Annotated in this window: 13 protein-coding genes; 9 read left to right on the forward strand and 4 right to left on the reverse strand. The window is 34.9% G+C overall.

The features are described 5' to 3' along the window. Positions 1 to 2: 2 nt before the first annotated feature. Positions 3 to 2630, forward strand: a complete 2628-nt coding sequence (locus AABL85_RS05765; RefSeq protein ID WP_286413620.1) for a hypothetical protein — start codon at positions 3 to 5, stop codon at positions 2628 to 2630. Positions 2631 to 2707: 77 nt separating this feature from the next. Here the strand turns inward: AABL85_RS05765 and yiaA are convergent, their stop codons facing one another. Further along, positions 2708 to 3190 carry an inner membrane protein YiaA gene (yiaA, locus tag AABL85_RS05770; protein ID WP_006263070.1) on the reverse strand — a complete coding sequence of 161 codons (483 nt, stop codon included), beginning with the start codon at positions 3188 to 3190 and terminating at the stop codon, positions 2708 to 2710. A 174-nt stretch (positions 3191 to 3364) separates the two neighbouring features. Between yiaA and AABL85_RS05775 the strand changes: the two genes are divergently transcribed. Then, positions 3365 to 4060, forward strand: a complete 696-nt coding sequence (locus AABL85_RS05775; RefSeq protein WP_341309457.1) for a pseudouridine synthase — start codon at positions 3365 to 3367, stop codon at positions 4058 to 4060. Between the two features lie 163 nt (positions 4061 to 4223). Here the strand turns inward: AABL85_RS05775 and AABL85_RS05780 are convergent, their stop codons facing one another. Continuing rightward, on the reverse strand, positions 4224 to 5465 hold the full coding sequence (locus AABL85_RS05780) for an ABC transporter permease (RefSeq protein ID WP_341309458.1): 1242 nt from the start codon (positions 5463 to 5465) through the stop codon (positions 4224 to 4226). Positions 5466 to 5651: 186 nt separating this feature from the next. Here AABL85_RS05780 and hisS point away from each other — a divergent pair, with 186 nt between their 5' ends. The 7 genes from hisS (at position 5652) to AABL85_RS05815 (ending at position 12303) form a co-directional block, all read left to right on the forward strand. Continuing rightward, positions 5652 to 7022, forward strand: coding sequence for a histidine--tRNA ligase (hisS, locus tag AABL85_RS05785; protein ID WP_286436891.1), 1371 nt, complete (start codon positions 5652 to 5654; stop codon positions 7020 to 7022). 63 nt (positions 7023 to 7085) lie between these two features. After that, positions 7086 to 7481 carry a hypothetical protein gene (locus tag AABL85_RS05790; protein WP_341309459.1) on the forward strand — a complete coding sequence of 132 codons (396 nt, stop codon included), beginning with the start codon at positions 7086 to 7088 and terminating at the stop codon, positions 7479 to 7481. Between the two features lie 78 nt (positions 7482 to 7559). Further along, positions 7560 to 8366, forward strand: a complete 807-nt coding sequence (locus tag AABL85_RS05795) for a DUF4261 domain-containing protein (protein WP_341309460.1) — start codon at positions 7560 to 7562, stop codon at positions 8364 to 8366. 323 nt (positions 8367 to 8689) lie between these two features. Then, on the forward strand, positions 8690 to 10213 hold the full coding sequence (locus tag AABL85_RS05800) for a catalase (RefSeq protein WP_286436894.1): 1524 nt from the start codon (positions 8690 to 8692) through the stop codon (positions 10211 to 10213). Positions 10214 to 10386: 173 nt separating this feature from the next. After that, on the forward strand, positions 10387 to 10926 hold the full coding sequence (locus tag AABL85_RS05805; RefSeq protein WP_341309461.1) for an ankyrin repeat domain-containing protein: 540 nt from the start codon (positions 10387 to 10389) through the stop codon (positions 10924 to 10926). Positions 10927 to 11047: 121 nt separating this feature from the next. Next, the gene (locus AABL85_RS05810) at positions 11048 to 11548 is read left to right on the forward strand and encodes a hypothetical protein (RefSeq protein WP_286413610.1); all 501 of its coding nucleotides are present in this window, start codon (positions 11048 to 11050) and stop codon (positions 11546 to 11548) included. Next, entirely contained in the window at positions 11545 to 12303 is a 759-nt protein-coding gene (locus AABL85_RS05815) for a hypothetical protein (protein ID WP_131540645.1), read from the forward strand. Before AABL85_RS05810 ends, AABL85_RS05815 begins: the two co-directional genes overlap by 4 nt. 312 nt (positions 12304 to 12615) lie before the next feature. Here the strand turns inward: AABL85_RS05815 and AABL85_RS05820 are convergent, their stop codons facing one another. Both AABL85_RS05820 and AABL85_RS05825 read right to left on the reverse strand, forming a co-directional pair. Next, on the reverse strand, positions 12616 to 13848 hold the full coding sequence (locus AABL85_RS05820) for a DUF445 domain-containing protein (RefSeq protein WP_341309462.1): 1233 nt from the start codon (positions 13846 to 13848) through the stop codon (positions 12616 to 12618). Between the two features lie 39 nt (positions 13849 to 13887). Then, on the reverse strand, positions 13888 to 15579 hold the full coding sequence (locus AABL85_RS05825) for an RluA family pseudouridine synthase (protein WP_341309463.1): 1692 nt from the start codon (positions 15577 to 15579) through the stop codon (positions 13888 to 13890). Positions 15580 to 15597: the final 18 nt, after the last annotated feature.

Consider the following 15597-nt stretch of genomic DNA (forward strand, 5'->3'; position numbering starts at 1 on the left):
TTATGATAGTACTGCCTTTACAGGCACAAGTAGTTCTAAAGGGAAAAGTAAATGGTGAGAATAAACAAGCATTATCTAATGTCATTGTTTCTATACTTAATCCAGAGACTAATGCTGTAATAGCTTATGAGATGACGGATAGCAAAGGGACTTATCAGATACCTATCAAGTCTTCTCTAACAACATTAAAGATCAAGGCATCTATAGTGAACTACAGTGTATTTGAAAAAGTGATTGAGAATAAGTCTCAGGATATTCAAATTCAGTTAGTAGATGAGTTTACACAATTAGAAGAAATATTCGTTAAAGCTTCTCCTATTACTCAACACAATGATACCCTAGTATTTGATCTTAGCAAATTTGCAGGGAAGAATGATAGAGTACTAGAAGATGTGATAAAGAAGATGCCAGGAATGGAGGTGAAGAGTAATGGAGAAATAGAATATCAAGGTAAGCCTCTAAATAAATTTTATGTTGAAGGAAAAGACTTGATGCAAGGAAGATATGGTGCTATTACTAAAGCCTTGCCTAATCTTCATGTTAGCAAGCTAGAGGTAATAGAAAATCATCAACCGATTAAGATGCTAGAGGGAAAAGTACCTTCAGAGAGTCCTGCTATTAATATTAGATTAAAGAATAAAATAAGTTTAAGTGGTAGTGCTAAGATAGGAGTAGGTGGTGATCCCTTCTTATGGAATAGTACTATATCTCCGATGTTTTTTAGTAAAGGATTACAGTACTTAGTAAGTTATGATACTAATAATACTGGAGAAGACCTTACTAATAAATTTAGAGCATTTGGCTCTTTTGGTTCTTTTGATGTTTATAATTATACAAAGAGTACAGGCCAAGCGCTGTCTATGAGTACAACGTCAGCTCCAGGTATTGCTAAATCACGTTATTTAGACAATAGATCTCATTATGTTTCTGCTAACTTCTTAGTGAAGTTTACAGATAAGATAGAGATGAATACGAATGCTTTTTATAACAATGATGAGGTTAAGCAATCAGGAGCACAATCTACAGAGATTAGAAACTTAGACGCAAATGGCAATGTCAGTGATGTAATTAGATATAGTAGAAAAGATGAGAACAGATACTTTAAAGAAGCATTTAACTCTAAGTTTACGATTACGAAGAATACAAAAGATAATTACTTAAAAGATTATATAACGATTAATGTAAGTAGAAATAAAGAAAGAGGACTATTATTGCAGAATAACGATCCTATAAATCAGAGTGTATTATCTCCTTCTTTTACCTTACAGAATTCTTTGAGTACCTTAGTACCAGTAGGTAGTAATAAGTTTGCTAACTTTAAGTCTATCATTGACTTTACAAGAGATAAACAAGATTATGATGTGGTAGCGAATGGCAATGTGAACTTCCCAGATCAAGATTTGAAGAAATACGATTTATTAAATCAGTCATTCTTAGACAATACTTTCTATACACAGAATGCTTTATCACTTTCGTGGAAGTACAGAAAGTGGACCTTTACAGAAGAGTATAGTTTATTGTATGAGAATAAGCGTTTTGAGACAGACTTATACGGATATAATGCTCAGTCTGTTTGGCTAGGGGATAATTATCAGAATGATTTGACTTACAATAGATTTGTAAATCGTTTAAACTCTAGTGTTAATTTTAAGGGAGTGTCGTGGGATATGACATTTACTGTGCCTATTATATGGTCATCTATGAAGCTAGATGATAAGTCTATAGATACGAAGACTACAAAGAATGCAGTAGATTTCTCACCATCACTATACCTGTCATATAAGATTAATAATATGTGGACATTAAGAGGAGGAAGTAACTTGAGTACTAGTTATACCCCTCTTGACCAACTGTACAGTCACTATATTTTTAGTGGACTAAACTTTACAGCATATAAGGCGAAGATAGAAGACACACAGAGTATTTTTTCTTGGTTTAGGTTTGAGTTTAAAAATCCTTTTAATGGAATATTCTTTAATGGGTCTTTAAATAATAACTACCAAGAGAGAAAGATTATATTATCACAGACAATTGATGAGAATGGACAGTCTGTTTTAGAAGCTTTAGAGCAAAAGAACATTTCAAATAATCAAAGTGCTAATATTAACCTAGGTAAGTTCTTTAGTGAGTATAGCTCTAATATTAAAGGAAGTTTCTCAGTTAATAAAGGTAAGTCAGAGATATTAGTAAATGAGTATCTAAGAGATGTGAATACCTATAACTATAATTATGGATTACAATTGACGAATAATTATTTTGATTGGTTAAACTTTACTTATGATTTTAATTATATGGAGACAGAGCGAAAGGATATGAAGCAGTCAACACATTCTTATGGCAACTCACATAATTTGCGTATAGACCTTATCCCTTTTAAATCACATAGTTTTATTTGGAAGCTAGATTATAAAGAAAATGTATTTAATAATCAGAAGTTTACTAATCGATTTATGGATGTTATGTACCGCTTTAAGTGGAATAAGAAGAAGATAGACTTTGACTTCGAGTGGAATAATATCCTGAATACAAAAGAATACGAACAAGTAGTAATCAATAGTATACAGACATCAACAACTAACTTTAAACTAAGACCTTCACAATTCTTAGTATCAGTAAGATTTAATTTTTAAATAGAATATAAAAAACCTCCAATCTTTAATAATTAAGATTGGAGGTTTTCTTTTGTGGTAAAGTGATATTATAAAAACTATTTATTGAAATTTTCTAAATCACGTACATTCTTTTGAACACTCACAGCAGCGAAAAGAGATAATAAGTAAGAAATAGCATAGAATCCTTTTTCACTTAAAGTCATTTCTGCATTAATTAGTCCAATAGTTAGTAATGTTATACTTGCCATGGTACCAATCCATCCTAACGTATAGAAAATAGGGGTAACAGGTACACCTTCTATCTTATCTCTAACACTCTTTTGTAGAGCAACTACTGCAAATAACCCAAATAATATAAGTGTAAAGTAAAATCCTTTCTCACTTAATAAAATCTCTGCATTCCACAGACCTACGCAATAACTAGTGATTCCAAGTCCTAAAGCTATCCAAGCTACTAATATGTATATCGCTGAAGGTTTAAATCTCTCTAGATTAATAGTGTCACTCTGTAAGTGTACTCTATTAGTAGTACTAGATGACGTTGTATTTCTTGTTTCTGTTTTTTCTTCTTCTATCATATTTTTTATATTAAAGAAGTAAATATATGTATAAATTAATAAAATTAACATTGTTTATTTGTTTAATTGTGTTTTATTTTGATTAATTATTTGTTGCTTGTGATTTTTATAGTAATACTAATAAGGTTGTATTGTTTTTAGTGATTGTCTTTATTGCTTTTTTATCTTTGCAAGATGTTAGAAATTCTTTATCAAGACGAGTATATTGTAGCTATTAATAAACCACGTGATTTATTAGTACACAAATCTTTTATAGCAAGTGACATCCAGGAGTATGCTATCCAGATCTTAAGAGATCAGATAGGGCAGTATGTCTATCCTGTACATCGCTTAGACAGAAAGACATCAGGAGTATTATTGTTTGCTTTGGATAAAGAGATTTTAAAACAACTAAATGATGACTTTGCTACCCGTAGTGTAGAGAAGAAATACATTGCTATCGTCAGGGGATTTACGATAGATGAAGAGACAATTGATTATGCTCTAACGAATGACAATGGCCAAAAACAAGAAGCAAAAACATATTATAAAACCTTGCAAAGAGTAGAAGTAGAAATGCCATTTGGAAAGCATTTGACTTCTCGTTATTCTTTGGTAGAAGCTTATCCTGAGACAGGAAGACAACACCAATTGCGCAAACATTTTAAACATATCTTTCATCCTATTCTAGGTAGTCGCCCACATGGATGTAATAAACAGAATAAGCTTTGGCTTGATACACATGAATTAGGAGCGATGTTATTACATGCATTAGAACTGAAATTCACACATCCTGTTACGAAAGAGGTCATAGAACTTAGAGCCACTATTGATGATCAGTATCGAAAGTATAACGCTGTACTAGGCTTTGACTTAGAACAGTATTATTAGGTTGACAGTTAACTGTGTATATTACGTCCACTACATAAGGTAGAGGCAATATCTTACGTGTCATAGTAAATAAGATAATAGTGTTATAAAGGCGCAAAGTCAGTGAGATATTTCTCCATCACACCATCACAAAAAAACGATTTCACGATTTCACAAATAAACATCACTCATATCTCAATGCTTCTACAGGATCTAGCTTAGCAGCTTTCATAGCAGGGTACAATCCTGAGATTATAGCAACGATAAAGGTAGTAGTAAAAGCAGCTATGATAGCTGTCCACGGCACTGTAAAACTAAAGCTCATGACTTGGGCTAAAGCATAAGCTGTTAGGATACCAAGTAAGGTGCCTAATAGCCCACCTAACTGACCAATGATAATCGTCTCAGTAAAGAACTGTATTGCTATTGTTTTCTTTTTAGCACCTAGAGATTTGCGTACACCTATCTCTCGTGTACGTTCAGTGACAGATACGAGCATGATATTCATTAGTGCTATAGACGACCCTAGTATTGTAATCAGACCGATTACCCAAGCAGCGGCATTCAGCATATTCACTTGTTTCATCATAGAGCGTATCAAATCATCACTGCGTTCAATACCAAAATTAGAAGGTTGTGCAGGAGTTAGTTTTCTGATATTCCTAAAGTCTATAGTAGCCTGATCTATGGCTTGATTAAGCAAGTTATCTTGTAATAGACCTATTTTAATATCATAATTACCATGTGCAGTATTAAATATAGAACGAGCAATCTTTATTGGGATAAAGATTCTTTGGTCTTCATTTTGACCAAAAGTACTTCCTTGCTCTTTCAGCATACCTATTATTCTAAATTTGTACCCTCGGATAGAGATAATTTGACTTATAGGACTTTGGTCTTTAAACATCTTTTTAGAAAAGTCAGAACCGATAATACATACGAAGTGATCATTAGTAATATCAGTGTAACTAAAATTTCTACCCTCTGTGACAGTTAATCCACTATTGGATAAGTAGTTCTCATCGCATCCAATAATAGGGATTTCAGGATCTGTTTTCATGAAGTCATTTTTGACTTCGATATTCGAAGCAGCATTAAATGACAGGGACACATTAGCGAAGGGAAATAAGAACTCTCTTTTAAATGCTTGTGCTTCACTATAGGTAATAACAGGATTAACCTTTTGTACAGACTTATTCTTAGCCATTCTGTCTGCGACATCGTATCTCAATATCGTAAATGTATTCGCCCCCATAGAAGCAAAGTCATCTAATATTGTATTGCGCAGAGCAGATACTACAGCTAATATTCCTACTAATGCCCATATACCGATCGCTATGATAAACACAGTAATACAAGTACGGAGTATCTGACTCTTAATACTTGTCAAGGCAATTCTCATGTTTTCGATTCCGATTTTAAACATATAGAGGTAGGAGTAATTAATATAGTTGTTAGAAGTAAAAATACACAAAAAAATTTTAAACTTCACAGTTACCTTCTTTTCTTAAAATAAGTGACAAATACTCATACTTACCCCTCAGATTCAATAGGAGGATTTTAAAAAAAGTAGTAGTTTTGTCTAATAATAATACATAAAAATTAATTAGAGATGGCAAAGAAACCTGGAATTCCAAAAGGTACAAGAGACTTTTCTCCAACAGAAGTAGCAAGAAGACAATACATCATGCAGACTATCCGACATGGATTTGAGAAATTTGGATTCCATCCCATCGAGACTCCTTCTTTCGAAAACCTTGATACACTACTTGGTAAGTATGGTGAAGAGGGTGATCGTTTAATTTTTAAGATTTTAAACTCAGGGGATTATTTAAGTAAAGTAGATGAGACTGTATTAGAGAGTAAGAATAGTTTAAAACTAACGAATCAGATCTCGGAGAAGGCATTGCGTTATGACTTGACTGTGCCTTTTGCTCGTTATGTAGTCATGCACCAGAATGAGTTAGACTTCCCTTTTAAACGTTACCAAATGCAGCCTGTATGGCGTGCAGACCGTCCACAGAAAGGTAGATATAGAGAGTTCTATCAGTGTGATGCTGATGTGATCGGGTCTAAATCATTGTGGCAAGAGGTAGAGTTCGTTACTTTATATGACAGAGTATTCACCGCATTAGGAGTAAATGGGGTAACTATAAAACTAAACAATAGAAAGATATTAGCTGGTATTGCTGAGGTGATTGATGCAAGTGATAAACTAATAGACTTCACAGTAGCTCTTGATAAACTTGACAAAATCGGGGAAGATGGAGTAAAAGCAGAAATGATCGAAAAAGGAATTGCTGCAGAGTCTATTGAAAAAGTAAAAGCATTGTTTAACTTCACAGGTACCTTTGATGAGAAATTAGCGAAACTACGTGTGATGTTAGCATCATCAGAAGAAGGATTAAAAGGTGTAGAAGAATTAGCATTCGTAGGAAAAGAAGTAGCGCTTATCGGACTACAGACAGCGAAGCTAAACTTAGATGTGACTTTGGCTAGAGGGCTTAATTATTATACAGGAGCGATCTTTGAGATTGGAGCACCTGAGACAGTACAGATTGGTTCTATAGGTGGAGGTGGTCGTTATGATGACCTTACAGGTATCTTTGGCCTTAAGGATATGAGCGGGGTAGGTATTTCGTTCGGTTTAGACCGTATCTACTTAGTGATGGAAGAGTTAAATTTATTCCCAGAGACAGTAAGTGCATCTTCTAAAGTGATGTTCTTAAACATGGGAGAAGAAGAGATGAGCTATGGAGTACAAGCAGTGATGAAGCTAAGAGATGCTGGTATCCGTACAGAAGTTTATCCTGATAAAGCTAAAGTAGGTAAGCAATTCCAATTCGCAGATAAGAAGGGAATTCCTTATGCAGTGTTAGTAGGATCTCAAGAAATCGCAGATCAGAAATATACACTAAAAGAATTAGCATCAGGTGAGCAGGAGGTATTATCATTGGAAGAACTGATTGCTAAATTAAAATAACGAATAGTTTATTTTGAAATATAGAAGGTATGTGTTTACTTACACATACCTTTTTTTATACCTATGAAGAAGAAGCTAAGAACATTAAGAGTAGATAACTCGGAGTATCTATATAGTATAGGAGTTACTTATATCGCAGATACAGAGGAGAGCATTTTTACTATGCGTATCTTTGTAGATAAATATAGTAAGTATGCTTTACTCTTCTACTTCCGTGTGTTAGATGACTATTATGTGGGGAATCCACTAAATCATGGTGTACTATTGTATAATACAGTGTTAGAAAAAGAAATAGTGGTGAATTTAAATCGACCATTATTTATCCGTTTAGCTTTAGATTATGGATTAGAACAAGGGTGGAAGCCAATGCAAGAAAGATTAGAATTAGACGGTTTAGACCTATTAGTACAGCATGGTTATCAGATCGATAAGCTATTAAAAAAAACTTATAGTAAATAAGGTGATAATACTCATCTTTTAATTGTTGTAATTCCGTAATTTTAAAATTGCAATACAATAATAATATTTCAATAAGATATGGGAAGTAAAAAACTGGGTAATAACCCAAAGATGATGATGTTTAGATTGTTATTTGAACAGAAGCCTTCTATAGATTTACAAGCAGTATTAGAAGAATTAAAACAAGTGTTTCCTAATGTAACCTTTGCAGAAGAGGCTAATGTGTTTACTTTCCCTGATTGTGAAGTAGAGTTCGAAGAGGGTATTGTACCTGCACAGTGTGTCGTGATGCATGCAGAGGATGACAGTATTAAGAAGATCGATCAGAAATATACAGAACAGAATTGGCATTGGGAAGAGGGAGCAGAGGTATTGAAGAATTGTCAATATGAAGTGTTAGTGACTGATTTTTTGAGTAGAAGCTTAGAGCCTCGCATACGCATTGTATTAATGCAGCAGATGCTCTTTGCGATGGCTAAGATAGCTCAGCCTACTATCATTGTTTCAGAGCATGGTGAGAAGTTGATCGATCCAGTAGTATTTATGAGAGACTGTCTAGATCCTAACTATGTTGCATTAGACTTAATGATTAATGTCCGTTTATATAATGTAAATCAGCCTGAGTATGGAAGTCTGTTAATGGATACAGTAGGGTTACATGCGTTAGGTATTTCTGATTTTCAGTTTTTCTTTGATGATGATACGATAGTGAATGAGGTAGCAGGTCGTCTATGGGATTATGCTTATTATTTAATGGAAGCAGGGGATGTTATAGAAGACGGAAATACAATAGAAGGGTTTGAATCAGGGAGCAAATGGACTTGTCATAAGGAGTTTTCTTCATCTCAACCTAGAAGAACAGTGATCAATGTAGTAATGAGTTAGTCAGAAAAATAGACACTTACACTAGAATATATATAATTGAACCCTGAGGAGTAATAGTTTTAAAAAGATTATTGCTCCTTTTTTGTTTATATAGAGAAGGAATATGATACATAGATTGTAGGTATTATAGTACATTTAGAATTATACTTGTTTTTTTACGAATAAAAGGCAGGTGATATAGAAGAATCTATAATAGATAGTATTTATGATAAATAGTACCTATGATAGGATAAAATCTATCGTTAGTAAAGACTGACATACCGTGGAGGGGCATAATATATTTGTGATGTAAAGAAAAAATCTAAACAACAAATATTAATTTTATGCTTAAACGTAGTTTTTTGATATCTGCATTAGTAGTATCATCATTTATTCAAGCTCAAGTTTTGACTACGAATACAGGTAGTCCTGTAGGAAGTAATCAACATTCTAAAACCATTGGTAATAATGGACAAGTATTATTAGAAGACATCCATTTAATAGAGAAGTTAGCTGCTTTTGACAGAGAGCGTATCCCTGAGAGAGTAGTACACGCTCGTGGAGCTGGAGCTTTCGGAGAGTTTGTAGCGAGTGCCGATTTTTCGGATGTGACGATGGCAGACTTTTTATCACACGCAGGTAAGACTACGCCTGTGATGGTAAGATTCTCTACTGTGACACATCAGCAAGGGTCACCAGAGACGTATAGAGACCCACGTGGTTTTGCGGTAAAGTTCTATACAGAGCAGGGTAACTATGACTTAGTAGGAAATAACCTTCCTGTATTCTTTATCAGAGATGCGATTAAGTTTCCTGATATGGTACACGCTTTTAAACCGTCTCCTTTGACTAATGGAGCATCAGATCCGAATAGAGTATTTGACTTCTTTTCTAATTTGCCAGAATCTACTCACATGTTTACTTGGCTGTTTTCTGATTACGGTATACCAGCTAACTTTAGACAGATGGAAGGGAATGGAGTACACGCATATAAATGGGTGAATGATAAAGGAGAAGTAACGTATGTAAAGTATAAATGGGTACCTCGTCAGGAGATTAAAAACTTGACACAAGAAGAGGCTAACGCTATCCAAGCAACTTCAGTAGAGCACGCGACTTTAGACTTATATCACGCGATAGATCGAGGTGATTATCCTATCTGGGACTTATATGTACAGATGTTAAAGAGAGAAGACTTCGATGCCTTAGACTTTAATCCTGTAGATGTAACGAAGATTTGGCCAGCTGAGATCGCGAAGTCTGTAAAAGTAGGTACGATGACATTGAAAGCTAATCCTACGAACTACTTCCAACAGGTAGAACAAGCTGCCTTTGCACCTAGTACATTAGTACCTGGTATAGAACCTTCTGAGGATAAACTGTTACAAGGAAGACTATTCTCTTACGCAGATACACAACGTCACCGCTTAACAGGGAATTTCCAACAAATACCTGTTAATGCACCTAAGAATACAGCGACTACTTATAACCAGAATGGGTATATGTCTACACGTGTACAGTCTGGTGATGTGAACTATCAGCCTTCTACTAATAAACCTGAAGTGGTAGATAATGCTAAGTTTATGTACTCTAAGTCTGAGTTCTTTAAACCTGTTAGTACTACGCAGCATGTGATAGATAAGGAGAATAACTTTAAACAGGCTGGTGACCTATATCGCTCGTTCTCTAAAAAAGACCAAGATAATTTAATTAAGAATTTGAGTGGAGCATTTAAGACGATTAAGAATAAAGTGATCGTACATAAGATGATTGCTTATTTCTATCAAGCTGATAAAGAATATGGTACGCGCTTATTAAAAGCAGTAGATATGAAGCTAGATGAGATTAAACCTTATTTAGCTCAATAATAGATATAGTATAAACAAGGATTCAGCATAGATACATTATCTACTCTATATGGCCCCACATCATATTTTATAAAGAGTATAGAAGAACAGATTTAGGTACAAGCTTATATTTTTATATTATTTACTTTCTACCATTGTTCTGTACCTAGATTTGCTTCTATGGATATGTATTTGTGTTGAATCTATTTTTAGTGTTAGTGATGAAACAATGGATGATAGTAGGACTGTTGTTATGTAGTGTTCAGATTAGTTTTGGACAAGATATATTTACAGCCGCAAGAGAGAATAATACAGAGGAGGTAAAGCAGCTGATCAGCCAAAAGGTAGATTTAAATCAAGTCAATGATCGTTCTTTTACTCCCTTAACGATAGCAGTGTATAACGATAGTAAGGAGGTAGTGAAGGTACTACTAGAAGCAGGAGTAGACCTAGAAAAACAAGATGCTATGGGCAATACAGCCTTGATAGGAGCTGTGTTTAAAAAGAATTTGACTTTGGTTAATTGGTTGTTAGAATCAGGTGCAGATGTCAATAGAAGGAATAGTAATGATGCTAGTCCTCTTATTTTTGCAGTAACTTTTGGGACTACTGATATTGTAGGTGCTTTACTAAGGGCAGGTGCAGATAAGACAGTAAAAGATAACAGAGGTAAGACAGCATTAGACCATGCCGTATTACAAGATAATAAAGAGATAATCTCACTCTTACAGTAAAGAATAAGGATATAATCCTAAGCGAACAATTACTTTGTAAATAGTAGAAAAGTAATTGTTCGCTTTTTTATTTTTAATTGTATTTTTATCATTCGTATTAGAATAAAAAAAGTAAGGAGATATGGAAGTGAGTAGTGTTGATTTTCAAAGTTTTATAGATAATTATTCTTCATCCGATAGTGAGTGGTTAGCCCTCGATTGGAACGGAAAGTATGGAGCTAAGTTTAAAGATGATAATTACCTTTTTAGAATTCAGATAGCAGAGTTAGTTTGTCAGCAGTTAGATACTGTAGATTTGCCTCTATTAAGAGAGTTATTTATCCATATCGGGACAGTGTCTAAACTTAACTTTTCAGTGTATAATAAGTTTCATTTATTAGCACAGACCTTATTAGAAAGAGGAGGGAAAGAATATTTATTTGATTATCTATGTGCAGCTCATATTTCTTTTGATACTTTTTTGAGTACAGCTAATATAGAATTGAGTCAAGAGAGAATAGAAGAGTTATTAGTGCACTTCGATTATTTAAAAGAAACGGAGTCAGATCTAGAAGTACAGAAACTACTGTCAGAGCACATGCGCGATAGATTAGAAGGATTAAAAAAGAAAATAAAAATATGAAAAGAATATTAGCAGTTTTATTCCTAGTGATGGGATTAAGTGGGTATAGTCAGGAGAGTAATCTATCTGATGCTTCGGTAGAACGAATAAAATCCTTAATCACTTTGTTTGAGAATGAAGATAGAGAAGGTATCGCCAAGAGAATAGTTTATCCTCTGAAGCGAGAATACCCTTTACCACCAGTGACTTCCGAGTTCGAATTTGTGAGTCGTTTTGAAGAGTTTTTTGTGCCAGAGTTTTCGGCTAAGATAGCGAACTCTGTAATAGAAGAATACAGTCATATGGGATGGCGCGGTATTATGTTTGACTTGGGTAGAATGTGGCTGACAGAGAGCGGAGATATTTATCGCATTATCGATCAGACTGAGCTAGAGAAGAAGATCAGAGAAGAAATGATTCAGGCAGATAAGAAAAGACTACACAAAAGTGTGAAAAAGTTCTTAGAACCATATGCTATTATTAAAACAGGACAAGATATCTGGCGTATAGATCGAAAAAAGCATAATGTATTGCGCTTAACAATATGGAACGACGGTAAGCTAGTATCTGATATCCCAAACCTAATCTTAGAAGGAACTGAAGATATACAAGGTACAATGGGCAATAGAGTACTGTACTTTAAAGATAAAAAGACGAATGATGTGATTACGATCTTAATGGATAATCCTGAGTCTGACGTAGAACATGAAGTAACTATCCTAATAACAGATAATGAAGGAAATGAAGTAAGCCTAAAAGGACAATCTGATAATTAGATCCTAAACTATCTAATATAATGAAGCTGTAACAGTGATGTTACAGCTTTTTTTGTCCTTTAGTATTAGCTTTATAGTACTCTAAGTTTAGTCTTATTGCAGATATTTCGCTATTGTTTAGGATTTAAGTAGGTATTGTCTCCGTTTTTTTACTTGATTTAACGGATACACTACGGATACATAGCGGACGCATAACGGACTCAATTCAAATCATCTTAGGAGAAGACAGGACGTAGAGTAATGTTAACTAGGTATATAAATTATAGTCAAATATACTTTAAATAGACTAGTGATATTATAAGTAAAATGTAACTATAACAAGGAAGTAATAATATAAATAAGTAGCCCTACTAGCCCTCCCACTAGAGTACCATTGATACGGATATACTGTAAGTCTTTACCTACTTCTAGTTCTAGCTTATCACTTAGTTCGCGACCATCCCAGCTATCTACAGTATTTCTGATTAGTTGCCCTACTTCTTTTGTGTTTTTAAGAGCTACTTTATAGATGGTGTGTTGTATCCACTTATTGATCTTGATTTTATTCTCTTCGTTATTTTCTAAGTCTAGTGCTATTTTAGACAGGCTATTAGAGATATACTTGCGCAGTACTGAGTTATTGTCCTCTAGTTGTACGAGCAGATTCTCCTTCGTAGAGCGCCATAGATCTTGCATATACGTATGAATAGTATCATGAGTAATGAATTGACCTATGATTTCATCGAACTTAGCTTTCCACATAGGAGAAGCTTCTATATCTACAGCTAGCATTTCTAACCTCAGGGTGATCTCTTTTCTTATTTTGTGATTAGGGTCTTTTTCTATATCACTTAAGAAGGTATTGATACCATTGATAAGTTGATTCGTCACCGCTTTACCTCCGATAAGCCCTAAGATAGGTTTTTTTTCTACGACATTATCATATATTTCTTGGCGGTGTTCTTCTACATAGAGTTGTGCCTTAGGCAAGATAATGTCTAATAATCTGTTGTGTTCATTCTTTTCGATAGCATAGGTGACCCCTTGTGATACAAAGCTTTGGATATTAATAGCTGCGATGCCCTCTTTTGCTTTTGAAGTCATCAGTGCAATGATTGTTTCGTCCTCTAGCTCAGCGAGTATTCGTTTGGCAAGTGAAGTAATCTCATGCTCTAAAATGATTTGATTATTAGGCTTGTTTAGCCAAGTAGAAATCATATTCGCTAAATCAACTTTCTCTACATAAGGTCTGATATTATTTGACGTCAAGAAGTTATCTGTGACAAAGTCTCCTAGGTTATCTCCAATCTTGTTTTTGCTATTCACAATAAGATTAGTATGTGGAATGGGCATACCCATCGGATGTCTAAAAAGAGCTGTCACCGCAAACCAGTCTGCTAGTGCCCCGACCATCGCAGCTTCTGAGAATGCCTTGACATATCCCATCCACGAAGCAGGTGAATGTCTGATGGCATATACCATAGAGATATAGAGGATAGCCATAAGTATAAATAGTCCAGTAGCTATGCGTTTATGCTTTTGTAACTGTTTTTTCTTTTCATTCATAGTGCTGTATTTATAGCTAATGTAATGAAAAAAGAGAGCTTAGAAGCTCTCTTTTATGGTAAATGTCATTAATTCGTATGTCTTTGGATGTCTAAAAGTGATACTTTCTGCATGTAGATATAGTCTGTCTGCTTTGGTACCATACAGGTCATCACCTACTATAGGTGTGTTTAGTCCTTTTGGGTGTGAGGCATGCATACGCAGCTGATGTGTACGCCCTGTGATAGGATAGAAGTACACTTTCGTCTTGCCATCTTTTCGTTCTATCACTTCATATCTAGTCTTGGCATACTTGCCATATTCATAGCATACCATCTGTCTAGGTCTATCGTCAAAGTCTATTCTCAACGGTAGTTCTATAGTCCCTTCGTCTTCTTCTATGATACCATCTAGTATAGCGACATATCTCTTCTCTAAGCTCTTCTTTATAAACTGGCTTTGTAGTGCTTTATGAGAGTCTTTATCCTTAGCAATGATTAAGATACCTGATGTAGGCATGTCTAATCGGTGTACGATAAGAGGCCCTGTAGCATTAGGGTAGCGAAGTTTCATACGCTCATATACAGAATCTAGTATATAAATACCAGGTACAGATAAGAAGTCTTCAGGCTTATTTACAATAGCGAAGTACTCATCCTCATAGACTACCTCAATAGGTCTGTTAAGAGCAGGGTTTATCAACAGTGGATTATCATCTACTTCTAAGCCTTCTAGCATATGTCCTAAGATAGGCTCACATTTACTGCGACAAGAAGGGTAGAAGTGCTGATGCTTGCGAATCTCTGACTTCGGAGACTCTCCCCACCAGAATTCTCCTAAGGCAATAGGCGTATAATTATGCTCATAGGCGTATTGCATCAGTTTAGGAGCGGCACAGTCTCCTGCAGCAGCAGGCGGCTGTTGTAATACTGTCTTTTCGAAGATCTCTAACAAGCTTTGTTCTTCTCCTTTGTAATTTAAGAATTTGTAAGAAGCGAATAGTTTTTGCTGTAGTCCATTAGACTTTTGTTTGCGTTCTTCTTTTAGGTTATTTAGCTCTTCTTCTATACTTGTCGTGATATCTCTAGTCGTAGTGATTTGCTCTTGCCAATATTCTGTCAGTACGCGCAACTCATATTTATCTCTTAAGCTCTGTTTGACTAAGTCATCATTTAAAAGCTGAAATTCTTCAGGAGAAAGTATAGCTTCCTGTTCTTTTCGGATGGCTTTTCGCTCGTTTTTTTGTTTTTTATGCTGTGCTTTCTTCTCTTCGATGGCTGTTTTTTCTTCAGCTATCTGTTGTTTCAACAAAGCTTTGGCATTGCTATATACAGTATCTGCTTCTAGTTTTTCTATTTTGGCATTGATAGCATTGATTGCTTTTACCTCTACATCTTCTCTTGCAAAAAAGCCGTTCTCATTCCACAGGTCAAAGATTAGAGGTACGTATCCTTCTAGGTCTGTATGACTGCCTAGCTTGCCAGAGAAGCCTGCTAAATAGCCTAGTTCTCCTTTTTCATTTTTTACTACTAGTACACCAAACATCTTACCTGTAGGTAGACAGTTCTCATCCTCTGTGTCAAATAGCGGTGCTATAAGAGGATGTGTACTTAGTTCACGTTGTAACTCTTCTGCTGCTAGTACGGTTAGGGGATGAGGTTCGTAATAAAAAGGGAAAGTAAACTTAGTCGGCAGTGCTATAGACTGCACATCACTGGTAAACTTTCTAAAGATAGCTTTAGACTGAGACATGTAATTCTAATTTTTAGA

The sequence above is a fragment of the Myroides odoratimimus genome, assembly GCF_038039805.1.
In the GTDB taxonomy this organism is placed as follows: domain Bacteria; phylum Bacteroidota; class Bacteroidia; order Flavobacteriales; family Flavobacteriaceae; genus Flavobacterium; species Flavobacterium odoratimimum_B.